The following is a 24,534-nucleotide window of genomic DNA, read 5'->3' as shown; positions in this document are numbered from 1 at the left end:
TTTTCAGTGCCAAACTTTTGGGAAGAAGTTTGGTGGAGCTAAGCGGGATCGAACCGCTGACCTCCTGCATGCCATGCAGGCGCTCTCCCAGCTGAGCTATAGCCCCGAACCGAAAAACTGTCGCGTTAAGCGACGGACGGCATAATATGAAACCCCCTCCGGGGTGTCAACGGCAAAATGACATTCTCTGTTTGATCGCTGAAAAAGGCGGCAACCTGCGAAGTTTCAGCAGCATGCTGCAGGGGAAAATCGTGTCTGTTCACACAGGACCGTTTTTTAACTGTTATTCAGTCTGCCGTCAGGTTAATTCACGGTTAAATATGTTATAGGAATTTTCTTGTCTTCGGCTTTTTCGCATGCAAAACTTAGCCCGCTAATTTAGTGGTACCCGGGACCCTCTCCCGCGCACCACGCGTCCACCAGGCGTTATCGTCCCATTAATCATAAAAAAACTACTGAGATACTATGTCGCTGCATACACCTAAAGAAATCGCACAACTGGCGATCCAGTCAGGCGTGGCTAAAAGCCGTGCACCTGTCAGCATCCTTCTGATTCTCGGCTTTATGGCGGGCGCATTTATTGCGACCGGCTTCCTGCTGGATCTTCACGTGATCAACACCCTTCCCGCTGAATGGGGCTCTTTTGGCGGCCTGTTAGGCGCCGCGGTCTTTCCGGTGGGGATCATCATGACCGTGCTGGCGGGTGGTGAACTGCTGACCGGTAATATGATGACCTTACCGGTGGCCTGGTTCGCCCGTCGCATCAGCTTTATGAGCGTGGCGCGCAACTGGTTCTGGGTTACCCTGGCTAACTTTCTCGGCAGCGTGGCTGTCGCCTGGTTCTTTGGTCACATGCTGGGTATGACCGAGGGCGATTACCTGAAGAAGACCGTTGCTATCGCCTCTGCAAAAGTCCACGCTGATTTCCTGCACGCCTTTATTTCCGGCATCGGCTGTAACTGGCTGGTTTGCCTGGCGGTATGGCTGGCCTTTGCCAGTAAAGATGTGGTCGGCAAGATCTTCGGCATGTGGTTCCCGGTGATGGCATTTGTGGCCATTGGCTTCCAGCACGTTGTCGCTAACATGTTTATTATTCCGGCCGCCATTTTTGCCGGTCAGATGAGCTGGGCAGAGTACTTCCCTAATTTTATTGCCGTCTTCTCAGGCAATGCCGTGGGTGGTGCCGTGTTCGTTGGTCTGGCCTATTTCCTTGCATTCCGCCCTGCCGCTGAACCCGCCAGTAATCCTCAGTAATGATGTTTTGCCTTTTGTCGAGAGACAAAAGGCAATTTCAGCTTCAGTTACTTTCACCCGTTACGTTTTGCTGTAATATGTCCTGCTAATGTATTAATCAGGGACTGCATCGTGAAAAAGGAATGGCTTACCCCCGAAGAGCTGGCTGCAGAGACGGGTTACAGTCGGCAAACGGTGAATAAATGGATCAAGCGGGAAAACTGGACGACCACGCCGAAGCCCGGTGTGCAAGGCGGTAAAGCCCGATTGATTCACATTGATGAGCGCGTGAAAAGTTTTATTCAGTCGACCCGTAACCTTAACGAGCCGACGGCAACTTATGGCACTCCGTCTAATTCATTACCTGCGTTATTAATAAGTTCCGTCCAGCAAATGACTCAGGACGAGCAGGATCAATTCACTGCACTAATCTTACGCGAAGGTATCAAGGGCGTTTTGCAGCGACTGGGAATCAGCGAAGAGTAAGGTGAATTTATCAGGGAAGGTATGATGAAAAAGGAATGGTTAACACCCGAAGAACTCGCCTCAGAGACGGGCCTGAGCCGACAGACAGTGAACAAATGGATTAAGCGCGAAAACTGGACCACCCTGCCCAGACCCGGCATTCAGGGCGGCAAGGCGCGATTGATTCATGTCGATGATCGCGTAGAAAAATTTATCCATTCGACGCGTAGCCTGCACGAACCCGCCGCAATGTACAGGGTTCCGGCAGATTCACTGACGGCACTGTTGGTGAATGCGGTTCCACAAATGAGTCAGGCTGAACAGGAGCAGCTGTCAGCGCTGATATTACGGATAGGTATTAAAGGCATGTTGCAGCGTCTGGATATTACTGAAGAGTAAAAACCGGAAGCGCGAAGCTTCCGGTTCTGTTTATTAAGCCTGCGCTTCCCGCTCACTGATAAAGGCCAGCGCCTGCTCAATACGTGCAACGCTGCGGCTGCGGCCTATCGCTTCCACGGTGACATCCAGTCCGGGTGACTGACCGGCACCGGTTACGGCCACGCGCAGCGGCATGCCCACTTTCCCCATCCCGACTTCCAGCTCATCTGCGGTGCTCTGAATAGCCTGATGTACGTTTTCAGCCGTCCACTCTTCGATCGCGGCCAGCTTATCGCGTACCACTTCCAGCGGCTGACGAGCTACCGGACGAAGATGTTTCTTCGCGGCATCGGCATCAAATTCTGCAAAGTCTTCATAGAAGTAGCGGCAGGATGCAGCCATCTCTTTCAGCGTTTTGCAGCGCTCGCCTAACAGACCAACCAGCTTCGCCAGTTCCGGGCCCGTGCGGGTATCAATTTTCTGCTCTTCAATATGCCACTGCAGATGTGTCGCCACATATTCTGGCGGCAGCGTATTGATGTAGTGATGGTTCAGCCACTGCAGTTTCTCAGTGTTGAACGCACTGGCAGACTTACTGACCGCATCCAGGGTAAAGAGCTCAGCCATTTCGGCCACGCTGAAGATTTCCTGATCGCCATGTGACCAGCCCAGACGAACCAGGTAGTTGAGCAGCGCTTCTGGCAGGTAGCCATCATCACGATACTGCATCACCCCTACCGCGCCATGACGCTTGGAGAGCTTTTTGCCGTCATCGCCCAGGATCATTGAGACGTGGGCATACACCGGAACCTGCGCGCCAATTGCTTTGAGGATGTTGATCTGACGTGGCGTGTTGTTAATGTGGTCTTCACCGCGAATCACATGGGTGATGCCCATATCCCAGTCATCCACGACGACGCAGAAGTTGTAGGTTGGCGAACCATCGGTGCGGCGGATGATCAGATCATCCAGCTCCTGGTTGCTGAACTCAATCGGGCCACGGATCTGGTCGTCAAAGATGACCGAACCTTCCTGCGGATTGCGGAAACGCACAACGCACGGCTCATCATCTGCATGATGTTCATGGCTGTCACGGCAGCGGCCGTCGTAACGCGGCTTTTCGTTGTTGGCCATCTGCTCTTCACGCAGCGCTTCCAGACGTTCTTTAGAGCAGTAGCATTTATAGGCTGTGCCCGCTTCCAGCATTTCATCAATGACCGCGTTGTAACGATCAAAACGTTTTGTCTGGTAGTAAGGGCCTTCATTCCAGTCAAGGCTCAGCCAGTTCATGCCATCCATGATGGCTTCGATAGCTTCCGGCGTGGAGCGCTCCAGATCGGTATCTTCAATGCGCAGCACGAACTCGCCCTGGTTGTGACGGGCAAAGAGCCAGGAGTAAAGTGCGGTACGGGCGCCACCTACATGCAGATAGCCAGTCGGGCTGGGCGCGAAGCGTGTTTTGATTTTCATTGAGTATTGCCTTAGATGCGCGGGTTCTCTGTCTGGATGACAAAAAACAGGTTAGACGCGAAAAAACAGTGGGCACATTCTAGCATCTGACGGTGAATCCTCAATGCATGCCCGCCAGTTGCCGCCCGGGAAAAGGGGCTTTTCTGCCAGTAAAACCAGCACATTGGCTAAAAGCGCGACAGGGTGTTTAAAAATAAACCGAACGCACATTTATGTTTTAAAAAGCGTTGACTCAAAATCAACTATCCCTATAATGCGACTCCACACAGCGGGGGTGATTAGCTCAGTTGGTAGAGCATCTCCCTTACAAGGAGGGGGTCGGCGGTTCGAACCCGTCATCACCCACCACTCTTAACAGCGTGGCCCGCAGTGAACAGGTATGAAGATATGGGTGATTAGCTCAGTTGGTAGAGCATCTCCCTTACAAGGAGGGGGTCGGCGGTTCGAACCCGTCATCACCCACCATATCTTGCCTGTTAGTAGTACTGAAGTACGAAGTGGGTGATTAGCTCAGTTGGTAGAGCATCTCCCTTACAAGGAGGGGGTCGGCGGTTCGAACCCGTCATCACCCACCACTTCGGGTCGTTAGCTCAGTTGGTAGAGCAGTTGACTTTTAATCAATTGGTCGCAGGTTCGAATCCTGCACGACCCACCAATTCAGAATAAAGCGCCTTTAAGGCGCTTTTTTCGTTTCCGGGGCACGGACTTTACCGTGCAGGATGAGAACCTGCTGCAGGTTCGACTGAATCGCAGGGAGCGAGTCAGGCTGATGCGACAGCATCACCCGCAGGGCGAGGCCCACGACGGGCCGAGGCTATCCTGCACGACCCACCAATTCAGAATAAAGCGCCTTAAGGCGCTTTTTTCGTTTCTGCTGCACTGACTTAACCATGCTTAAATCTGAACTGCCCTTTTCTGCGACTTCAGGCTTTAAAAAGCGTGCTGGATCAGGGAGCACTGACATTGGCTTAACAGATAAGCTCTCACCTTTTCGCAACCTTAACAATTTCAGCTCTCAAGTCGTTTCACAGCGTGCCGATAACGTATCTGACAACTTACAGGGAGAAAAATGATGTCTTCAATTTCCGGAATTCTAAGCAGTGCAGTCAGTGGCGGTGACAGCGGTGGCGGCAGTGTTGCCTCTCAGGTCGCGGCGCTGAATAAACAGATTCAGAACGTCTTAACGCAAGTCAAAGAGCTGGCCGACAACAAAGAACTGACTGACGAACAGAAGTCTGAAATGCAGCAGATGTATCAGTCACAAATCACCATGCTGCAGGCACAGATTGCTCAGCTGGAACAGAAGCAGGCCGAGCAGGATCAGCCAAAGAGTGACAGCTCGTCCGTCAGTGAGAGCAAAGCAGACGGGATTAACCGCCCTACCGACACCAACAAAATTGACGTCTACATCTAAAATGCGGGCCTGGCCTCGCGTTGTTGCGCCAGCAGCGTCGCCTGCTGGCGCACCTCCTGCCAGATCGCTTCGGCAGCAGGCGTAAGCGAGCGGTTTTTACGCTTGATCAGCGTGAGGCTGCGATTGATTTCAGGATATAGACGCCGCACCGTTAATGCGCGATCCGCCGGTAACGGTAACGCCAGCGCGGGCAGAATACTGATGCCGATCCCCACCTGTACCATCGGAAACAGCGTAGCGGGATGACCAATCTCCTGAACGACTTCAGCCCTGATATTCTGCTGCTGCATCGCCGCATCAATGAGGACCCGACTGCCGGAAGCGTAGTCCTGAAGCACCATGGTGCGGCCATCCAGCATTGACCATTCTGCCCTTTCCACCTGCGCCAGCGGATCATCATCACGGCATAGCAGCAGGAAAGGCTCATCCAGAATCGCGATGCTGTCAAAATCGCTGTCGCTGAGTGGCCCAATCACAATCCCGAAATCGACTTCGGCGTTACGCACACTTTGCAGCACCCACTGCTGGGCGCGATCGTGCAGGATCACTTTGATGTCAGGAAAGTGTTGCTGGCTGGCGGCCAGACATTGCGGCATCAGATGAGCGGAAATGGTCTGGCTGGCTGCCACCCTGACGGTACCACTGCGCTGTTCGCCAAAACTGCGGATATCCAGCAGCGTGGTATGAATCTCCTCCAGCAGGCGCTCCATGCGTGACGCCAGCTGTTTTCCCGCTTCAGTCAGCATCACCTCCCGGGTGGTTCGATCCAGCAATCGCACGCCGGTTTCCGCTTCCAGCTCTTTAATACTGTGGCTTACCGCCGACTGACTCAGACCTATCGCCTGCCCCGCCTGGCTGAATCCGCCATAGTGTGCCACCGCAATAAAGGTTCGTAGCTGACGCAGGGTGTAATTCATCGATTCTGCTCATAGATTAATTCAATAAATCAATTTTATTTCTAAACAGGTTTCACGCACAATCGCGCTATTGAAAAATTTACCGGAATTTAACAATGGGATTTTTAAAACTCGATCCGATGATGATTAAACTCATCATCACTGTGCTGCTGGCCTCTTTCCTGCCAGCCAGAGGGATCTACGTTGATATATTCAGCTATCTCGCGACGGCAGCGATAGCACTGCTGTTCTTTATGCATGGTGCCAAGCTGTCGCGTGAAAAGATCATCTCAGGCAGCAGTCACTGGCGGTTGCATCTGTGGATTATGTTCAGCACCTTTGTGCTGTTTCCAGTGCTGGGTCTGTTGCTGGTCTGGTGGCATCCGGTTAATGTCGGCCCGGAAATTTATACCGGCTTTATCTACCTCTGTATCCTGCCTGCGACCGTGCAGTCTGCTATCGCGTTTACCTCCATGGCGGGCGGTAATGTTGCGGCAGCGGTATGCAGCGCCTCTGCATCAAGCCTGCTGGGTGTGTTTATTTCGCCGTTGCTGGTGAACCTGGTGATGGATATTCACAGCAGCGCGCCCAGCGATGGACTGGAGCAGATCGGGAAGATTATGCTGCAACTGATGGTGCCTTTCGTACTGGGACACCTCTCCCGGCGCTGGATCGGGGGATGGGTTGAAAAGCACCGCAGCCTGATTGGCAAAACCGACCAGACCTCCATTCTGCTGGTAGTCTACTCCGCCTTCAGTGAAGCGGTGGTTAACGGCATCTGGCATCGTGTTGGGTTGATTACGCTGCTGTGGATTGTGGCAGGCTCAATCATCCTGTTGACCGCCGTACTGATTATCAACCTGCTGGCCTCGCGTCTGTTCCGCTTTAAACGCGCCGATGAGATTGTGGTGCTGTTTTGTGGTTCGAAGAAGAGTCTGGCGAATGGCGTGCCGATGGCGAATATCCTGTTCCCGGCCAGTACCGTGGGGATTATTGTGCTGCCGCTGATGATTTTCCATCAGGTACAGCTGATGGTCTGCTCATTTATTGCCGGACGTTATAAGAAGACCAATGAGAAGCAGCAGCAGGCTGTGCAGGTCAAGGATTCGGTAATGGAGTCTCAGAAATAGATCGGCTGCCCGCCAGTGCGGGCAGCGTTACTTGCGGGTCTGAAGCGGTTTAACTAACCCTTCCAGACCCTCAATTTTTATTGTCAGGGTGAGTTGCATGAGATCACCCAGCAGACCAGACGGAAAGTCCCCACTGCGGGCAAACCACAGCAGATAAGGCTCAGGCAGATCGATCAGCATCCGCCCCTTATATTTGCCAAACGGCATAGGCGTATTAGCTATCGCCACCAGCTGATGTTCATCCATCTGAGGCTCCCAGCAAGCGGATCATTTCCGCTTCATCAATCACTTCAATGCCAAGCTCCGCTGCTTTCGCCAGCTTTGAACCAGCCGCTTCACCGGCAATCAGCAAATCAGTTTTCTTTGAGACACTGCCGCTGACTTTTGCGCCCAGCGCGATCAGCTGCGCTTTGGCATCATCGCGGTTCATCTGCGACAGTGAGCCAGTCAGCACCACCGTTTTACCCGCGAACGGACTGTCGATCTCTTCGGCTCTCACCACCACCACCTGCGGCCAGTGAATACCGATATCCTCGACCAGCTGGCGGATAACCTCACGGTTGCTTTCCTCTTCCATGAAGTTGCGCACGTGTGCCGCAACGACTTTGCCGACATCCGGCACCGCAATCAGCGCCTCAAGATCGGCATCCATGACCTTCTGCAACTCACCAAAATGGTTAGCCAGATTGGCAGCGGTGGCTTCACCCACTTCACGAATGCCCAGTGCATAGAGGAAACGCGCCAGCGTAGTCGATTTCGCTTTCTCCAGCGCGTCGACAACGTTTTGCGCCGATTTCGGCCCCATGCGATCCAGTCCGGTCAGTTTGCCCGCAGTAAGACGGAACAGATCCGCTGGCGTGTTGACGTACTCTTTCTCCACCAGCTGGTCGATAATCTTATCGCCCATGCCATCAACATCCAGTGCCCGGCGCGAGACAAAATGCTTCAGCGCCTCTTTGCGCTGAGCACCGCAGATTAAACCGCCCGTGCAGCGCGTAACCGATTCCCCTTCGACCCGTTCAACCTCGGAACCACAAACCGGACAGTGTGCCGGGAACAGGACTTCACGCGTCTGTTCAGGGCGCTCGGCGAGCACCACGTTGACCACCTGCGGGATCACATCACCGGCGCGGCGAATAACCACCCGATCCCCGATGCGTAATCCCAGCCGCTCGATTTCATCCGCATTATGCAGCGTGGCATTGCTGACGATCACGCCCGCGACCTGCACCGGCTCAAGGCGAGCCACCGGTGTGATAGCCCCGGTGCGGCCAACCTGAAATTCGACGTCCCGCACCCAGGTCAGTTGTTCCTGTGCCGGGAATTTAAAGGCAATCGCCCAGCGCGGCGCGCGCGCCACAAAGCCCAGTTTTTCCTGCAGTTCCTGTGAATCGACTTTGATCACCACGCCATCAATATCAAAACCCAGATTCGGACGCTGTTGCTCAATATCACGATAGAAGGCCAGGGCTTCTTCTGCGTTGTGCACCAGCTTAATGCGGTCGCTGACCGGCAGGCCCCAGGCTTTAAACTGTTGCAGACGCCCCATGTGACTGTGCGGCATCTCACCGCCTTCCAGCAGGCCAAAACCGTAGCAGAAGAAGGTCAGCGGACGTTTGGCGGTAATGCGCGGATCCAGCTGACGCAGAGAACCGGCTGCGGCATTGCGCGGATTAGCAAAGACTTTGCCATCAGTCCGGCGTGCTTCCTCATTCAGCTTTTCAAAGCCGCGCTGCGTCATAAATATTTCGCCACGCACTTCCAGCCGTGCCGGAATGTTGTCGCCTTTAAGCCGCAGCGGGATAGCGCGAATGGTGCGGACATTGGCGGTAATGTTCTCGCCGGTTGTGCCGTCACCGCGCGTTGCGGCCTGGACCAGCAGACCATTTTCATACATCAGGCTGACCGCAGCGCCATCGAGCTTGAGTTCACAGCAGTAGGTTATGTCGTCACTGCTTTTCAGCCGATCCTGCACCCGCTTGTTGAAAGCCATAAACGTGGCTTCATCAAAGGCGTTATCCAGCGACAGCATCGGGACTTCATGGCGCACCTGCTCGAAGACCGTCAGCGGCGCGGCACCCACACGTTGTGTCGGCGAGTCTGGCGTAATGAGATCCGGGTGTTCCTCTTCCAGCTGACGCAGTTCGCGCATCAGACGATCGTATTCAGCATCCGGCACTTCCGGCGCATCCATAACGTGATAGAGATATTCATGATGGCGCAACGTGGTGCGCAGTTCGGTGATGTGATCCTGGACGGATTTCATAAAGCCCCATCAGATAAAAAACCCCCGACAGGCGGGGGTTTGTTTTTAACAATTCAGATAGCGTTTAGCGCAGGTCTCAGACGCCAACCACATCGCGGATACGCGCTTTGTAAGTTTCCAGCTTCTGTGGTGTCATCATGCGACGCTCATCATCCAGCACCACGCCACCTACATCATCAGCGATACGCTGAGCCGACTGCAGCATCAGCTTGAAGTTCTGATTCGCATCGCCATAAGAAGGCACCATCATAAAGATAGAGATGCCAGGCGTGCTGAAATCGGTCATCAGGTCAGGATTGAATGAGCCCGGCTTAACCATATTGGCCAGACTGAACAATACCGGGCCGCTGCCAGCCGGACTGAGATGACGATGGAAAATGTTCATTTCACCAAACTGGAAGCCCGCCTGGAGAATACCCTGCAGTAGGGCCTCACCGTTCAGTTCACCGCCCGAGTGTGCGGCAACATGCAGCACCAGTACCGCTTCTTTCGGTTTTTCCGCTGGCGCTTTAGCAGCAGGCTGTGCTGGCGCGGGCGCCGATGTCACTTCAGGCTGCGGCTCAGGTTCTGCCTGGTACTGCGGTGCTGGCTGTACAGATTCCAGCGGGTCGAGATCCAGCAGTGGGTCGGCCTGAACGGGCGGCGCGACAAAAGTGGGTGCGGGCTGCTGACGAACCGGTTCAGGGCGCGACTGCGGAGCAGGCTGCGGTGCCGTGTTAAAAAGCGGGTCGCTTTCAGGTTCGGGTTGCGGTGCGGGTCGTGGCGCAGGCTGACGCACAGGCTCAGCGGGCGCAGGCTTACGCGGCGCTTCTGGCTGTGGCTCGCGAATCTCATCGAAACGCGGTTCCTGATGTACGTTGCGATCAGAACGAACGCGAACCTCGCCGACGCCATCATCCTCGTCGTCAATCAGGTCCTGCTCATCATTTTCATCACGTTGTTTTAGACGTTTGTGCGGGCGATCGCGGAACACTGACGAACGCTCTTTACGGCTGGTCCACAGCCCGTGAAGAAGGAGCGCTATAATGGCGATCGCGCCAACAACGATTAATATCAGACGCAAATCCTGCATCATTGTATTCTCTGTTGTTCCAATACCTTGCCACCGCGGCAAACTTTATCCTCTAACTGTATTTGCCCTGCTACACAAGTGCAAGTCTGTGCACTATTTTCTGACAAATAAGATAGGCAACCCACGCTTTTTCGCTGTTTTTTTACCCAAACGGCACCTGGCCTGGAGAAAAAGCCAGGTTATAGTGGGCGCGCCTTAACATCTTCAGGAGAACTGGCTTTATGGCCATTGAGAATTCCGTCTCAAATTTTAACGGCATGCACTACTTTAGCCAGGGCTGGAAACTGGTACGTCTGCCTGGCATTCGCCGCTTTGTGGTGATGCCGTTGCTGATCAATATCGTGATGCTGGGTGGCGCTTTCATCTTGCTGTTCTATCGTCTCGGTGACTGGATCCCGCGTCTGATGGCCCATATTCCGGACTGGCTGCAGTGGCTGAGCTATCTGTTATGGCCGCTGTCGGTGATTGCGATTGTGCTGGTGTTTAGCTACTTCTTTTCGACCCTGGCAAACTTAATTGCCGCTCCGTTTTGCGGCCTGCTGGCCGAGCAACTGGAAGGCCGCCTGACAGGCAAGCCCCTGCCGGACAGCGGCTGGGCTGGGATGATTAAGGATGTGCCGCGCATCATGAAGCGCGAGCTGCAAAAACTGGGTTATTACCTGCCCCGCGCGCTGGGACTGCTGCTGCTCTACTTTATTCCTGGCTTTGGCCAGACCGTTGCGCCGGTGCTGTGGTTCCTGTTCAGCGCCTGGATGTTGTCCATCCAGTATTGCGACTATCCGTTCGATAACCACAAAGTGCCGTTTCAGCAGATGCGCAACGCCCTGCGTCAACACAAAACGGCCAATATGCAGTTTGGCGCGCTAATCAGTCTGTTCACCATGATCCCGGTTCTGAACCTGGTGATCATGCCGGTTGCCGTCTGCGGTGCCACCGCCATGTGGGTCGATCGCTACCGGCCAACGCTGGCACGTGATGAGTTGCGCTAAATTCATCAGTGCGCCTTATGCTCTTTTTAGCAGGGCTTATTGCCGGGCGACATATAGATATACGATTTCTTTCCTTCCGCCACCAGGCAGAAAAGGTATGCTCATAGGGTTCCCAATAATTCATACAGTTAAGGACAGGCTATGAGTAAGATCTATGAAGACAACTCTTTGACAATTGGTCATACGCCATTGGTTCGACTGAACCGCATCGGTAACGGCCGCATCCTTGCGAAAGTTGAATCCCGTAACCCGAGCTTCAGCGTAAAATGCCGTATCGGTGCCAATATGATTTGGGACGCAGAAAAACGCGGTATTCTGAAACCGGGTGTTGAACTGGTTGAACCGACCAGCGGCAACACCGGTATTGCTCTGGCCTATGTCGCCGCAGCGCGCGGTTATAAATTAACGCTGACGATGCCAGAAACCATGTCAGTTGAGCGCCGTAAGTTGCTGAAGGCGCTGGGCGCGACGCTGATATTGACCGAAGGCACCAAAGGCATGAAAGGTGCCATCAGTAAAGCTGAAGAGGTTGTTGCCAGCAATCCGGATAAATATGTGCTGCTGCAGCAGTTCAGCAACCCGGCCAACCCGGAAATCCATGAAAAGACCACCGGCCCGGAAATCTGGGAAGACACGGACGGCGAAGTGGATGTCTTTATTGCCGGTGTCGGCACCGGCGGTACGCTGACCGGCGTGAGCCGCTACATCAAAAACACCAAAGGCAAAAAAGATCTGATTACCGTCGCGGTTGAGCCGACCGATTCCCCGGTGATTGCTCAGGCGCTGGCGGGCGATGAGATCAAGCCCGGCCCACACAAAATTCAGGGTATCGGCGCAGGCTTTATCCCGGGCAACCTTGAGCTGAATCTGGTGGACCGCGTCGTGGCCATCACCAATGAAGAAGCGATCAGTACGGCGCGTCGGCTGATGGAAGAGGAAGGTATTCTGGCCGGTATCTCATCCGGTGCTGCCGTTGCCGCGGCGCTGAAGCTGCAGGAAGATGAAGCCTTCGCCAACAAAAATATTGTGGTGATCCTCCCCTCCTCCGGTGAACGCTATCTGAGTACCGCCTTGTTTGCCGATCTCTTCACTGAAAAAGAGCTTCAGTAGCAGAGGCCGATAGTCCGAAAATGGAGAAAAAAGCACCCAATCGGGTGCTTTTTTGTGGTGCAGATCTCACTTTCATCACCCGGCAGATTGATTTCAGTGACGCCGCTCTGGTATTTAGACTGCCAATTATTTCGATGCCTGAAATTAATCCGCGTTTGAAGTGGATCAAGCTGAATCGATTTACGGATTCAGTGAAACGGCGAATCACGGCATAATTAACCGGTGACGTGTAGAATCGGTTTTGAGACGCAACGGACTGTAGATTTGACGCATGCGCGTCTTTGGTCAGCATGAAGCTATACCCGCGCACCTACACAGGCTAAAGTAAAGGCTCCAGGCTAGACTTTAGATCCATAACACTCATCCTGATAACGTTGGGGAAATAGAATGTTCCAGCAAGAAGTTACCATTACTGCACCAAACGGTCTGCACACTCGCCCAGCTGCGCAATTCGTTAAAGAAGCCAAAGCTTTCCAGTCAGAAATTACCGTGACCTCTAACGGTAAATCAGCGAGCGCGAAGAGCCTGTTCAAGCTGCAGACACTGGGTTTAACCCAGGGAACGGTTGTGACCCTTTCCGCGGAAGGTGAAGACGAGCAGAAAGCAGTTGAGCATCTGGTCAAACTGATGGCTGAACTGGAGTAATCTCCGCTCAGCTCTCCAGCAAATCGACTCCTCTGCGCCATTGAGTGCAAACATCTTGATCGCGGACAACCTGTCCGCGTTATTGCTTTCGTAGAGTACGTGTCCCGCGACAATGGCACCGCACAGAGTCCCATCAGCCATCGTGATTAAAAGGTAGCGTTATGATTTCAGGCATTTTAGCATCACCAGGTATCGCTTTCGGCAAAGCACTGCTGCTGAAAGAAGACGAGATCGTCATCAACCGCAAGAAAATTTCTGATGACCAGGTTGAGCAGGAAGTTCAGCGCTTCCTCGATGGCCGCAGCAAAGCGGCATTACAACTGGAAGCGATTCGCGTCAAAGCGGGTGAAACCCTCGGTGAAGAGAAAGCAGCAATCTTCGAAGGCCACATTATGTTGCTGGAAGATGAAGAGCTGGAGCAGGAAATCATCGACCTGATCAAAAAAGATCACGCTTCTGCCGATGCTGCTGCTTACTCGGTCATCGATGGCCAGGCGAAAGCACTGGAGGAGTTAGATGACGAATATCTGAAAGAGCGTGCGGCTGACGTACGTGACATCGGTAAGCGTCTGCTGCAAAACATCCTCGGTCTGCATATCGTTGACCTGAGCGCTATTCCGGACGAATCCATTCTGGTGGCAAAAGATTTAACGCCGTCAGAAACCGCACAGCTGAACCTGAAGAAGGTGCTGGGCTTTATCACCGATCTGGGTGGCCGTACCTCACATACCTCAATCATGGCGCGCTCGCTGGAGATCCCAGCCATTGTCGGTACCGGCAATGTGACCGTCACGGTTAAAAATGGCGATTTCCTGATTCTGGATGGCGTTAACAATGCGATTCACGTCAATCCTTCAGAAGCGATTCAGGAAGAGCTGAAAGCCGTACAGAACCAGTATCTGTCGGAAAAACATGAATTAGCTAAGCTGAAAGATCTGCCAGCCGTTACGCTGGATGGTCATCAGGTTGAAGTCTGCGCCAACATCGGTACTGTGCGCGATATCGCCGGTGCTGAACGTAACGGCGCTGAAGGCGTGGGTCTCTACCGCACCGAATTCCTGTTTATGGATCGTGACTCACTGCCAAGCGAAGAAGAGCAGTTCCAGGCGTATAAAGCCGTCGCTGAAGCTATGGGTTCACAGGCCGTTATCGTGCGTACCATGGACATCGGCGGCGACAAAGACCTGCCTTACATGAACCTGCCAAAAGAAGAGAACCCGTTCCTCGGCTGGCGCGCTATCCGTATCGCCATGGACCGCAAAGAGATTCTGCATGCGCAGCTGCGTGCCATTCTGCGCGCCTCCTCTTTCGGTAAACTGCGCATCATGTTCCCGATGATTATTTCGGTTGAAGAAGTACGCAGCCTGAAAGCGGAACTGGAACTGCTGAAAGCGCAGTTGCGTGAAGAAGGTAAAGCCTTTGATGAGAGCATCGAAGTCGGCATCATGGTGGAAACCCCGGCTTCAGCCGTGATTGCTCATCATCTGGCGAAGGAAGTCGACTTCTTCAGTATTGGGACAAACGATCTGACGCAGTATACTCTGGCGGTCGATCGTGGTAATGATTTGATCTCGCACCTGTACAACCCAATGGCGCCGTCTGTGCTTAACTTAATCAAGCAAGTCATTGATGCATCTCACGCTGAAGGTAAATGGACCGGCATGTGTGGTGAGCTGGCAGGTGATGAACGTGCTACACTACTGTTACTGGGAATGGGGCTGGACGAGTTCAGCATGAGTGCCATTTCTATCCCTGGCATCAAGAAAATCATTCGTAATACTAATTTTGAAGATGCGAAGGCATTGGCGGAGCAGGCACTGGCTCAACCGACAGCGGAAGATTTAATGAACCTGGTAAACAAGTTCATTAAGGAAAAAACGCTCTGCTAATCCGCATGATGCTGGCCCCAAATTACTGCTTAGGAGAAGATCATGGGTTTGTTTTCTAAACTTTTTGGCGAAAAAACGGATAGCGCTGGGACAATTGACATCGTAGCGCCTCTGTCAGGCGAAATCGTGAACATTGAAGACGTACCAGATGTGGTGTTTGCAGAAAAAATCGTGGGCGACGGTATTGCGATCAAGCCCAGCGGCAACAAAATGGTTGCTCCTGTTGATGGCACTATCGGTAAGATTTTTGAAACCAATCACGCTTTTTCGATCGAATCAGACAATGGCATTGAGCTGTTCGTCCACTTCGGTATCGATACGGTTGAACTGAAAGGTGAAGGCTTCAAACGCATCGCTGAAGAAGGCCAGAAGGTCAAAAAAGGCGACGTGGTTATCGAGTTCGACCTGCCGTTGCTGGAAGAGAAAGCGAAATCAACCCTGACACCGGTTGTCATCTCCAACATGGATGAAATCAAGGAATTGATTAAGCTGACTGGCCAGGTCACCGTCGGCGAAACGCCGGTGATTCGCATCAGAAAGTAAGCATTCGTTCATAACATAACGGCACCCGCGGGTGCCGTTATCGTTTCTGCTGTATGCCTGTTCAGGGCTGCCAGTGCGGCAGACGCAGCGTCAGTTCCAGTCCGCCTTCTGGCCGGTTTCTTGCCTCGACCTCACCATGATGCGCCAGCACCACCTTGCGAACGATAGCCAGTCCCAGACCATAACCTTTGCCCATCAGCGGCGAATTCACCCGCACAAACGGGTCAAAGATGCTGGAGAGTTTATCCTCATCGACACCCGGCCCCTGATCGCGCACCTGAATCACCAGCCACTGCTGTTCTGCGCGCAGATGAACATCAATCCGCTGCCCTGGCTGAGAGAAGCGCAGCGCATTGCGTAATACATTCTCTGCTCCGCGCCGTATCAGCTCTGCATTGCCTCGCACGGTGTAATCAGCCCGACCGTCGACCTGCAACTCTACCTGCACGCCTGGGATCTGCGCTTCATAACGGACATCGGTAATAACCGCCTGCAGCAAGCCGGTCAGATCAAAATATTGCTCATCCGGGATGCTTTCATGCTCAGCCCGCGACAGTGTCAGCAGTTCACCGATCATCTTGTCCAGCCGACGCGCCTCTTCATCAATGCGATCAAGCGAACTATTCACACTTTCTGGCGTCTGTCTGGCCAGCCCGGTCGCCAGCTGCAGTCGCGCCAGCGGTGAACGAAGCTCATGTGAGATATCATGCAACAGTTCTTCACGGGCGCGCACCAGGGTATCGAGCCGCTCGACCATGGCGTCAAAGGCTTCAGCGACGTTTGAGATCTCGTCGTGGCGCTTACGCATGATCGGAAACAGCCGCACGCTTAAATCGCCCTCAGCCACGCGGGAAAATCCTTCCCGCAGCTGACGCATAGGTCGCGTCAGATTCCAGGCCAGCAGCAGACTGAACAGCAATCCCACCGAGCCGGCGAAGACAAACATCGGCTCAGGAATATTCAGAAATTTGCGCGGCATCATGTTCAGCGTGCTGTCTTTACGCATGCCATCCAGGTCGTAGCGCAGCTGATAGGCTTTGCCATCCGCGCCGCGAACCCAGCGCACCACCTCTTCAGGAAAGCGCCCTCTGATATCCAGGTTGCCGCTGTTTTCTGATTGGGACGGCTTTGTCTGTTGGGTGACGTGGAAGAACTGCCGATCGCTGTTATCCCAGTCCGAGAGCATCGCGTTCAGCGCGTCAGGCCCGCCCCGCTCCAGCACTGCCGCGGCGGAGGTCATCTGCAGATCCACAATACGACGGATAGCCACGAGTTCAGGCGGTTCATGCCGTTTACCGGAGAGCGTAAAGCCGAGCCAGATAAGCTGGCTCATAATGACGAAAACGATCCAGAAGCCGATAAAGATCTTCCAGAACATGCGTCCACGGTAACTCTGCTTCATCGAATACGGTAGCCGATGCTGCGAACGGTTTCGATGTTGATGCTGTCAGCGGTTAATGCACTGAGCTTCTGACGAATGTTACTGATATGCACATCGACGCTGCGATCATAGGCTTCACGCGGACGACCGAGTCCCTTTTCGGAGAGCTCATCTTTTGACACCACTCTGTCCGGCGCACGCAGCAGCAGATCCAGCAGATTAAATTCCGACGCCGTCAGATCAAAGGTTTTACCCTGCCATTCGCTTATGCGGGTGGCGGGATTAAGCATCAGCTCTCCCCAGCGCAGCGGCTCTCTGGCGTCTGGCTGTGGCGCCTGCTCTTCGAAACGGCGCAATACGGCGCGCAGACGCGCCACCAGTTCACGGGGATAGCAGGGCTTGGGCATATAGTCATCCGCGCCCATCTCCAGACCGATCACGCGATCAATATTATCGCCTTTGGCGGTCAGCATAATCACTGGTATCCGGCTGTTCTGGCGCACCTGACGCAACACATCAATGCCGCTCATGTCAGGCAGCATAATGTCCAGGATCATGGCGGTGAACTCTCCCGATAACGCGCCCTGCACGCCGGCGCTGCCGGTCAGAACCAGCTGGGCATCAAACCCTTCCCCGATCAGGTACTGACTTAACATCGTGCCTAATTCGACATCATCATCAACAAGCAAAATTTTCATGGTTATCTCTCTGGAGAATTGCCGCTATTTTGTCCTGTGCTGAACATTCGCGCAGCCTGATTTACGCGATCCTTACAGATTCAGTCTGTCTGGCACTGAAAATTGGGGTTAAAAAAAGGCCTGTGGGCAGTAAATGCACGCACAGGCCTGATTCCGCATTGGCAGAGGTTACTGATGATAGAGTCCGGTAGAGAGATAACGGTCACCGCGATCGCAGGCGATCGCCACCACCACGCTGCCAGGATTGGCCTGCGCAATGCGCAGCGCACCCGCCACCGCGCCGCCTGAACTGACGCCACAGAAAATGCCTTCACGGCGTGCCAGCGCGCGCATCGTCTCTTCCGCTTCCTTTTGCGTCATATCCATCACATCATCCACCAGATCGGGACGGTAGATCCCCGGCAGATAGGCCAGCGGCCAGCGACGAATACCCGGAATACTGCTGCCTTCGCTGGGCTGCAAACCGATCACCTGCACGCCCGTATTAAGCTCTTTCAGATAACGCCCCACGCCGGTAATGGTGCCGGTGGTGCCCATGCTGGAGACAAAATGAGTCATGCGCTGGTTCGACTGCTGCCACAATTCCGGGCCGGTGGTCTGATAGTGACCCAGCGGATTATCGGGATTATTAAACTGGTCCAGCACCCGGCCTTCACCGCGCGCCGCCATCGCCTGGGCCAGATCGCGTGCGCCCTCCATGCCCTGTTCACGTGGCACCAGGATTAACTCTGCGCCATAGGCGCGCATCGCGTCCTGCCGCTCCTGACTCATGTTGTCGGGCATCAGCAGGCGAAGTCGGTAGCCTTTCATCGCCGCGATCATCGCCAGCGCAATCCCGGTGTTGCCGCTGGTAGCTTCAATCAGCTGATCGCCAGGTGCAATATCACCACGCAGCTCTGCCTGATTGATCATCGACCAGGCCGCGCGATCTTTTACCGAACCTGCCGGATTATTGCCTTCCAGCTTGAGCCAGACCTCGCTGCCGTTGGCGGGCGTCAGGCGCTGCAACTTAATCAGCGGGGTATTGCCGATGGTATTTTCGAGAGTCGTCACGGTGCGGTTCCTGGCATCTTACAAACCAGATGCGAAAAAAAGGCGGGAGTGTCACTCCCGCCCGGTGTTGAAGAGAAAATATCAGGCGCTTTGTGCAAAGGCAACTGCGCGCAGTGGCGTATCGCCCTTATAGAGACGCGCCTGCTGTAAGCCAACAAACAGACGCTCGCCGCGAATCGGCGCTGTCTGCTCACCTTCAAACACCACCGAAACCGGCTCGCTCTGCCAGCCGGCAGGCTGGACGACCAGCTGCCAGAAATGTCCACGCGGGCTCACCTCCAGTACCTGTACCGGCAGCGGGGTTTCCAGACTGCTGCGGCGTGAGACGTCGATTTCCCAAGGACGCAGGAACAGCTCAACCGCGCCCTGGTGGGCCGAGGTATAGCCCAGCGGCCAGTGGTGCGCGCCAACATGGAACTGTGATCCCTGAATCTCGCCATCAAAGCGGTTCACTTCACCCAGGAATTCCAGCACAAAACGGGTCGCCGGATCGCGCCACACATCATCTGGCGTGCCGACCTGTTCAATATTGCCCTGACTCATCACCACCACGCGATCCGCGACTTCCATCGCCTCTTCCTGGTCGTGGGTGACAAACACACTGGTGAATTTCAGCTCTTCATGCAGCTGACGCAGCCAGCGGCGCAGCTCTTTACGTACCTGAGCATCCAGCGCGCCAAAGGGTTCGTCCAGCAGCAGAATCTGTGGTTCAACCGCTAACGCACGCGCCAGCGCCACACGCTGTTTCTGACCGCCCGACAGCTGTGCCGGGAAGCGATTCGCCAGATGAGCCAGCTGCACCATCTCCAGCAGACGGGTAACACGCTGTTTGATCTCCGCCGTTGAAGGACGCTCACGACGTGGCAGCACGGTAAGGCCAAAGGCGATGTTGTCGAATACCGTCATATGACGGAACAGCGCGTAGTGCTGGAAGACAAAACCGACCTGACGATCGCGCGCATGCAGGCGGCTGACATCGTTGCCATGAAAACGGATATGACCGCTGTTCTGATGCTCCAGCCCGGCAATAATGCGCAGCAGCGTGGTTTTACCCGAGCCTGATGGGCCAAGCAGCGCCACCATTTCACCCGAGGCAATATCCAGAGAGATATCGTTCAGCACCGATGTGCGACCAAAGGATTTGTTGATCTTGTTAATCTCAATGCTCATGATTTCCCTCCTGTTGCAGGCGTTTGTGCTGTTGCTCTAAACGCCACTGCACAATGCTTTTCAGAAACAGCGTCACAATTGCCATCAGGGTTAACAGGGCAGCCGCGGTAAACGCGCCAACGGTGTTGTAGTCCTGATGCAATAATTCAACCTGAAGCGGTAACGTGTAGGTCTCACCGCGAATCGATCCCGATACCACCGAGACCGCACCAAATTCACCAATCGCACGGGCGTTGGTCAGCACGATGCCATACAGCAGCGCCCAGCGAATGTTCGGCAGCGTTACGCGGCGGAACATCTGCCAGCCAGAGGCGCCCAGCAGCACCGCCGCTTCATCTTCGTGACTGCCCTGACTCAGCATCACCGGCACCAGTTCGCGCACCACAAACGGACAGGTCACAAACACCGTCGCCAGCACCATGCCAGGCCAGGCAAACATAATCTGGATGTTATGCGCATCCAGCCAGCCGCCTGCCGGGCCATTAACGCCCCAGAACAGCAGATACATCAGACCGGCCACGACCGGCGACACGGCAAAAGGAATATCGAACAGGGTCAGCAGCAACTGACGCCCCGGAAAGGTAAAGCGCGTCACCAGCCAGGCGAGCAGCGTGCCGAACACCAGGTTAACCGGTACGGTGATCAGCGCCACCATTACGGTCAGCCAGATGGCGTGCAGCATGTCCGGATCCGCCAGATTGCTGAGAGCGACAATGAGCCCCTGATTCAGCGCTTCCCAGAAGATGGAGGCCATCGGCACCACCAGCAGCAGAATCGAGATCAGCGCGCCGATACTAATCAGCAGCCACTTGCCCCAGTTCACTGGCTGACGTGCAGCGTGATTAATCTGTGAAACCTCAGCCATTAGTGACCTCCCAGACGACGGCCAAAGCGGCTCTGTAATGTGTTAATCGCAAATAACAGAATCAGCGATGCCGCCAGGATCACCGAGGCGATGGCGCTGGCCGCCGGATAGTCGAACTCCTGCAGCCGGACAAAAATCATCAGTGAGGTGACTTCCGTTTTCCAGGCGATGTTACCGGCAATAAAGATCACCGCACCAAATTCACCCAGGCTGCGGGTAAAGGAGAGCGCAGTCCCGGCCAGCAGCGCCGGTGCCACTTCCGGCAACACGACGCGGCGGAAGCTCTGCCACGGCGTGGCACCCAGCGTTTCGGCCGCCTCTTCATACTCCGGGCCTAACTCTTCCAGCACCGGCTGTACGGTACGCACCACAAACGGAATGCTGGTAAAGGCCATGGCGATGGCGATACCAATCCAGGTATAGGAAATTTTGATGTCGAACTGAGCGAACCACTGTCCATACCAGCCGTTGACCGAAAAGAGTCCGGCCAGGGTCAGACCCGCCACCGCCGTAGGCAGTGCAAACGGCAGATCCATCAGGCCATCCAGCAGCGTCCGGCCCGGAAAACGGTAACGGGTCAGGATCCATGCCATCAGCATGCCGAACACCGCATTAAACAGTGAGGCGACGCCTGCAGAGAGCAGCGTTACTTTATAGGCGGCAATCAGCTGCGGATTGGTCACCACATCCCAGTACTGTTGCAGCGTCATCTGCGACAGCTGCATGATCACCGCGCTGATAGGCAGCAGCAGAATCAGACAGGTAAAGAGCAGACTGGTGCCGAGGCTGAGACCAAAGCCGGGCAACACGCGTTTCTGGCTGGCTGCAAACATTATCCGCGCCCCGCCGCTAACAACTTATCAAGCTCACCGCCGCTGACGAAGTGCGTCTTCATCACCTTATCCCAGCCGCCAAACGCCTCTTCCACCCGGAACAGGTTGGTCTGCGGGAAGCGATCTTTCTGCTCCGCCATCAGCTGTGCATTGTTCACGCGATAGTAGTAGTGAGTAATAATATTCTGCGCTTCAGGCGTGTAGAGATAGTTCAGATAAGCGCTGGCCGCATCAGCGGTTTTATTGGTGGTGACGTTTTTATCCACCCATGCCACCGGAAACTCCGCCAGAATGTTGGTTTTCGGCACCACCACTTCATACTCATCTTTGCCGTACTGGTTGCGAATGTTATTCACTTCGGACTCAAAGCTAATTAATACGTCGCCCAGGCCACGCTCAGCAAAGGTCGTGGTCGCACCGCGACCGCCGGTGTCGAACACTTCAACGTTTTTCAGGAATTGCGTCATAAAGGCACGGGTTTTGGCCTGATCGCCCCCGTCCGCTTTCTCCGCTGCGCCCCAGGCGGCCAGATAGGTGTAGCGGCCATTCCCGGAGGTTTTCGGATTCGGGAAAATCAGCTTCACATCACTTCGGGTCAAATCTGACCAGTCGTGAATCTGTTTTGGATTCCCTTTGCGCACCAGAAACGCCATGGTGGAGTAGAAAGGCGAGCTGTTATTCGGCAGACGGCTTTTCCAGTCTGCGGCAATCAGGTTGCCTTTATCGTGCAGCACCTGCACATCCGTAACCTGATTGTATGTGACGACATCCGCGCGCAGTCCCTGCAGGATTGCCAGCGCCTGCTTCGATGAACCGGCGTGCGACATCTTAATGGTCAGTGGATCGCTGGGATGGCTGGCATCCCACTGCTTAACGAAGGGAGCATTCAGGGCGACAAACAGCTCCCGCGAAACATCGTAAGAGCTATTGAGGAGTTCAGTGGCATTGGCTGCGCCGGCCAGGCTCAGCGACAACGCGATACCGCTCACGATTTTTTTCATCGCTTGTAATGTCATTTGGCACCCTGAAAAAGTTTGATGCGGATCTCACCCGCTGAGGCACCAGTTTATTTATAACTCAGTGAAAACCAGTAACGGTTTTATATATCGTTTGATGATTTCAAAGTCGAAAAAAGCATAAGACGACGGCACTGTTTATGCAGAAATCAGCAAAAGCCGATGGGGAGGAGGAACCCCGTGCCGTGCGCGCCGGCAAAGGTTTTGAGAGGCTCAGCGGCCGCCTGACGGGCGGCGCGCTGAAGACGAGGGATTAACGCTGCCAGACAATCTTGCTGATTTTCCAGCTTTTCAGCGTATCGTCCGAGGGCATTAATCCCTCTGGTCCATGCCAGTCACCCTGATAAACATAGGTCAGATGCTGACTGCCAGGCGCACGGCATGCCACGTCACGCGCATCGGTGCCGCTGGCTAAGGTGCAGTTGTCGAAGGCTTTGCTGAACTTATTACTGAAGACATCACCCACTTTGCTGCCATCGCTGCTGGCGATTGCGCTGTCCATGACCTCAATACGTTCGACCTGCGACTGCCCGTAAATCACCAGCTTAACGTTGCCATCATCCAGCGCCTGCCAGAAAGAGACCACCTGACCATTCTGGCTGCGCATGCCCTGACGCAGGCTATAGTCACCGTTCAGTCCGGCATTAATCGCGTCCTCTTTCATGGCGGTCAAGGCAGTTAACCCACCCACACCCTGTTCAGTCGCGGTCAGCGAGGAACCGAACCAGTTCCACGGCAGCGCCGAAGACCAGTGATACGTCAGCGGATTCCACCAGCTTGCCTGCTGGCTGCTGTCAGCGCCGGAACCCGAACTGGCACAGCCGCTCAGTACAACGGCGGCGATCAGTAGCGTGGAACGAACAGCTTTCATGAGAACTCCTGTAAATGCGATGCCGGAAAGGCGGAACTGATTGGAGTCGCAAAGCGACAAAAAGTTTAGTGAAGATGATGTTCGGGCAGAAAGCAGTCGCGACAGCGGCGACTGGATTGCAGCCAGATCAGCGCCAGCAGGTCAAACAACGTCAGCAGCAATGGCAGCGGTGAGGTGAGCAGATCGTCCTGCACAAACTGCATTCCCTGCCAGAGCAGATTCACCAGCAGCGACAGCGCCAGCACGCTGCGCCAGTGCTGCCAGAGTCGCGGCAGGCGGGTGCGATACCCGGTCAGTAGCAGGCCCGCCAGCGCCGGTAAACCCAGCGCAAGACCGATCCAGAACGCCTGACGATCCGGATAGAACAGCGCCAGCAGATCGTTGCCCTGCTGCCGTGACGCCCCGGCCATTACCAGCAGCAGCCAGGTCCGTGCCTGGAGTAACAGGATCAGCCAAAAAAGAAACGGCAGCCGCAGCTGCCCTCTGGCGTCATACTCGTCCGGCAGATAGCCCGGTGACGGCTTAGTATTCACGATCTTCGATCAAACGTTTACCAAACAGCAGCGCATCAACCGGCTCATAATCGAGCTTCTCATAGAACGCCACCACCTGATCATTCTCTTCGCGGATCATCAGATGCAGTTTCGGACAGCCGCGCGCGATAAGCTTCTTCTCCAGACGATTCATCAGCGCATTCGCAAAGCCGCGTCCCTGATAGTCGGGATGCACGGCCAGATAGTAAGCCGCGCCGCGATGGCCATCATAGCCGCCCATCAGTGTGCCCACGACCACGCCGCCCACTTCAGCGACCAGAAAGAGATCGGGGTCGTGATTCATTTTGCGTTCGATATCCAGCTCAGGATCGTTCCATGGCCGTAACAAATCGCAACGTTCCCATAAGGTGATCACTTCTTCAAAATCTTCCTGGCGGAAGGCGCGGATTTCCATCTTCTTTACCTGCAAATAAGCACAATTTGCTGATTATCACGCATTCTCTGCCGCACGCAACCCTCCATGACGGGCGACAAATAAAAAAGCGCAAATTTACTGTTCGCGACCTGCAATACAAAGTAATGCCCTGAAATGGTTCTGTGATCGCAGGCAGCAGCCCCTTAGGCTATAACACCGGCAAGATTCCTGTTACCGG

At 54.6% G+C, this 24,534-nt stretch carries 25 protein-coding genes, 5 tRNA genes and 1 other RNA gene; 15 read left to right on the top strand and 16 right to left on the bottom strand.

The genetic code is table 11. The annotated features are described in order from the left end of the window. Positions 1 to 30: 30 nt before the first annotated feature. Positions 31 to 106, bottom strand: a tRNA-Ala gene (locus OK409_RS00940). Positions 107 to 465: 359 nt separating this feature from the next. Here OK409_RS00940 and OK409_RS00935 point away from each other — a divergent pair. The 3 genes from OK409_RS00935 (at position 466) to OK409_RS00925 (ending at position 2,097) form a co-directional block, all read left to right on the top strand. Next, a complete protein-coding gene (locus OK409_RS00935; RefSeq protein WP_010257841.1) occupies positions 466 to 1,254 on the top strand; it encodes a formate/nitrite transporter family protein in 789 nt (262 codons plus the stop codon). 111 nt (positions 1,255 to 1,365) lie between these two features. Beyond that, entirely contained in the window at positions 1,366 to 1,719 is a 354-nt protein-coding gene (locus tag OK409_RS00930; protein WP_010257838.1) for a YfeC-like transcriptional regulator, read from the top strand. A 24-nt stretch (positions 1,720 to 1,743) separates the two neighbouring features. After that, entirely contained in the window at positions 1,744 to 2,097 is a 354-nt protein-coding gene (locus OK409_RS00925; protein ID WP_010257835.1) for a YfeC-like transcriptional regulator, read from the top strand. A 33-nt stretch (positions 2,098 to 2,130) separates the two neighbouring features. Here OK409_RS00925 and gltX read toward each other — a convergent pair whose 3' ends face one another. Then, the gene (gltX, locus tag OK409_RS00920) at positions 2,131 to 3,546 is read right to left on the bottom strand and encodes a glutamate--tRNA ligase (RefSeq protein ID WP_010257834.1); all 1,416 of its coding nucleotides are present in this window, start codon (positions 3,544 to 3,546) and stop codon (positions 2,131 to 2,133) included. Between the two features lie 272 nt (positions 3,547 to 3,818). Here gltX and OK409_RS00915 point away from each other — a divergent pair. From OK409_RS00915 to OK409_RS00890, 6 genes are all read left to right on the top strand, one after another. Further along, positions 3,819 to 3,894, top strand: a tRNA-Val gene (locus OK409_RS00915). A gap of 41 nt (positions 3,895 to 3,935) precedes the next feature. Continuing rightward, positions 3,936 to 4,011 (top strand) — tRNA-Val (locus OK409_RS00910). Positions 4,012 to 4,045: 34 nt separating this feature from the next. After that, positions 4,046 to 4,121, top strand: a tRNA-Val gene (locus OK409_RS00905). A gap of 4 nt (positions 4,122 to 4,125) precedes the next feature. After that, positions 4,126 to 4,201: transfer RNA gene (locus OK409_RS00900), tRNA-Lys, on the top strand. Between the two features lie 43 nt (positions 4,202 to 4,244). Further along, a non-coding RNA gene (locus OK409_RS00895) (RtT sRNA) lies at positions 4,245 to 4,380 on the top strand. Between the two features lie 238 nt (positions 4,381 to 4,618). Further along, positions 4,619 to 4,960: a FlxA-like family protein gene (locus OK409_RS00890; RefSeq protein ID WP_010259880.1), complete on the top strand. Its 342-nt coding sequence runs from the start codon at positions 4,619 to 4,621 to the stop codon at positions 4,958 to 4,960. Here OK409_RS00890 and OK409_RS00885 read toward each other — a convergent pair. After that, entirely contained in the window at positions 4,957 to 5,877 is a 921-nt protein-coding gene (locus OK409_RS00885) for a LysR family transcriptional regulator (protein WP_010259882.1), read from the bottom strand. The two genes, OK409_RS00890 and OK409_RS00885, sit on opposite strands and share 4 nt — an antisense overlap. 95 nt (positions 5,878 to 5,972) lie before the next feature. Here OK409_RS00885 and OK409_RS00880 point away from each other — a divergent pair, with 95 nt between their 5' ends. After that, entirely contained in the window at positions 5,973 to 6,986 is a 1,014-nt protein-coding gene (locus OK409_RS00880; protein ID WP_124890186.1) for a bile acid:sodium symporter family protein, read from the top strand. Positions 6,987 to 7,013: 27 nt separating this feature from the next. Here the strand turns inward: OK409_RS00880 and OK409_RS00875 are convergent, their stop codons facing one another. The 3 genes from OK409_RS00875 to zipA form a co-directional block, all read right to left on the bottom strand. Further along, a complete protein-coding gene (locus OK409_RS00875; protein WP_003848878.1) occupies positions 7,014 to 7,232 on the bottom strand; it encodes a DUF3820 family protein in 219 nt (72 codons plus the stop codon). Further along, complete coding sequence (gene ligA / locus OK409_RS00870; protein WP_022624163.1) at positions 7,225 to 9,252, bottom strand: NAD-dependent DNA ligase LigA; 2,028 nt, start codon at positions 9,250 to 9,252, stop codon at positions 7,225 to 7,227. The genes OK409_RS00875 and ligA overlap by 8 nt, the downstream gene beginning before the upstream one ends. Before the next feature lie 76 nt (positions 9,253 to 9,328). Continuing rightward, positions 9,329 to 10,327, bottom strand: a complete 999-nt coding sequence (gene zipA / locus OK409_RS00865) for a cell division protein ZipA (RefSeq protein ID WP_029519439.1) — start codon at positions 10,325 to 10,327, stop codon at positions 9,329 to 9,331. Between the two features lie 218 nt (positions 10,328 to 10,545). Between zipA and cysZ the strand changes: the two genes are divergently transcribed. The 5 genes from cysZ to crr all read left to right on the top strand — a co-directional run bounded on the left by cysZ (position 10,546) and on the right by crr (position 15,500). Next, positions 10,546 to 11,313, top strand: coding sequence for a sulfate transporter CysZ (gene cysZ, locus OK409_RS00860; protein WP_264366650.1), 768 nt, complete (start codon positions 10,546 to 10,548; stop codon positions 11,311 to 11,313). A 141-nt stretch (positions 11,314 to 11,454) separates the two neighbouring features. Then, the gene (gene cysK / locus OK409_RS00855) at positions 11,455 to 12,423 is read left to right on the top strand and encodes a cysteine synthase A (protein ID WP_010671366.1); all 969 of its coding nucleotides are present in this window, start codon (positions 11,455 to 11,457) and stop codon (positions 12,421 to 12,423) included. A 387-nt stretch (positions 12,424 to 12,810) separates the two neighbouring features. Further along, a complete protein-coding gene (ptsH, locus tag OK409_RS00850) occupies positions 12,811 to 13,068 on the top strand; it encodes a phosphocarrier protein Hpr (protein WP_003848868.1) in 258 nt (85 codons plus the stop codon). 161 nt (positions 13,069 to 13,229) lie between these two features. Next, positions 13,230 to 14,957, top strand: a complete 1,728-nt coding sequence (gene ptsI, locus OK409_RS00845) for a phosphoenolpyruvate-protein phosphotransferase PtsI (RefSeq protein WP_010259908.1) — start codon at positions 13,230 to 13,232, stop codon at positions 14,955 to 14,957. Positions 14,958 to 14,999: 42 nt separating this feature from the next. Beyond that, complete coding sequence (crr, locus tag OK409_RS00840) at positions 15,000 to 15,500, top strand: PTS glucose transporter subunit IIA (RefSeq protein WP_010259911.1); 501 nt, start codon at positions 15,000 to 15,002, stop codon at positions 15,498 to 15,500. Positions 15,501 to 15,561: 61 nt separating this feature from the next. Here the strand turns inward: crr and OK409_RS00835 are convergent, their stop codons facing one another. From OK409_RS00835 to OK409_RS00790, 10 genes are all read right to left on the bottom strand, one after another. Continuing rightward, positions 15,562 to 16,902: an ATP-binding protein gene (locus OK409_RS00835; RefSeq protein ID WP_264366649.1), complete on the bottom strand. Its 1,341-nt coding sequence runs from the start codon at positions 16,900 to 16,902 to the stop codon at positions 15,562 to 15,564. Then, on the bottom strand, positions 16,899 to 17,579 hold the full coding sequence (locus tag OK409_RS00830) for a response regulator transcription factor (protein WP_010671364.1): 681 nt from the start codon (positions 17,577 to 17,579) through the stop codon (positions 16,899 to 16,901). Before OK409_RS00830 ends, OK409_RS00835 begins: the two co-directional genes overlap by 4 nt. 168 nt (positions 17,580 to 17,747) lie before the next feature. Next, the gene (cysM, locus tag OK409_RS00825) at positions 17,748 to 18,632 is read right to left on the bottom strand and encodes a cysteine synthase CysM (protein WP_010259921.1); all 885 of its coding nucleotides are present in this window, start codon (positions 18,630 to 18,632) and stop codon (positions 17,748 to 17,750) included. Between the two features lie 81 nt (positions 18,633 to 18,713). Beyond that, positions 18,714 to 19,802, bottom strand: coding sequence for a sulfate/thiosulfate ABC transporter ATP-binding protein CysA (gene cysA, locus OK409_RS00820; RefSeq protein WP_010259925.1), 1,089 nt, complete (start codon positions 19,800 to 19,802; stop codon positions 18,714 to 18,716). Then, positions 19,792 to 20,667, bottom strand: coding sequence for a sulfate/thiosulfate ABC transporter permease CysW (gene cysW / locus OK409_RS00815; protein ID WP_010259929.1), 876 nt, complete (start codon positions 20,665 to 20,667; stop codon positions 19,792 to 19,794). Before cysW ends, cysA begins: the two co-directional genes overlap by 11 nt. Continuing rightward, the gene (gene cysT, locus OK409_RS00810; RefSeq protein WP_010259932.1) at positions 20,667 to 21,500 is read right to left on the bottom strand and encodes a sulfate/thiosulfate ABC transporter permease CysT; all 834 of its coding nucleotides are present in this window, start codon (positions 21,498 to 21,500) and stop codon (positions 20,667 to 20,669) included. Before cysT ends, cysW begins: the two co-directional genes overlap by 1 nt. After that, the gene (locus OK409_RS00805) at positions 21,500 to 22,516 is read right to left on the bottom strand and encodes a sulfate ABC transporter substrate-binding protein (RefSeq protein WP_192072746.1); all 1,017 of its coding nucleotides are present in this window, start codon (positions 22,514 to 22,516) and stop codon (positions 21,500 to 21,502) included. The genes cysT and OK409_RS00805 overlap by 1 nt, the downstream gene beginning before the upstream one ends. Positions 22,517 to 22,769: 253 nt before the next feature. Then, a complete protein-coding gene (locus OK409_RS00800) occupies positions 22,770 to 23,387 on the bottom strand; it encodes an RpoE-regulated lipoprotein (protein ID WP_250327870.1) in 618 nt (205 codons plus the stop codon). A 65-nt stretch (positions 23,388 to 23,452) separates the two neighbouring features. Continuing rightward, positions 23,453 to 23,920, bottom strand: a complete 468-nt coding sequence (locus tag OK409_RS00795) for a DUF2919 domain-containing protein (RefSeq protein WP_264366648.1) — start codon at positions 23,918 to 23,920, stop codon at positions 23,453 to 23,455. Then, positions 23,910 to 24,335, bottom strand: a complete 426-nt coding sequence (locus OK409_RS00790) for a GNAT family acetyltransferase (RefSeq protein ID WP_003848834.1) — start codon at positions 24,333 to 24,335, stop codon at positions 23,910 to 23,912. The genes OK409_RS00795 and OK409_RS00790 overlap by 11 nt, the downstream gene beginning before the upstream one ends. Between the last annotated feature and the right edge of the window lie 199 nt (positions 24,336 to 24,534).

The organism is Pantoea sp. RG18 (assembly GCF_025910075.1).
Lineage (GTDB): Bacteria > Pseudomonadota > Gammaproteobacteria > Enterobacterales > Enterobacteriaceae > Pantoea > Pantoea agglomerans.
Note: the sequence above shows the minus strand (reverse complement) of the source record. Positions and strands in the feature narration are given on the sequence as shown.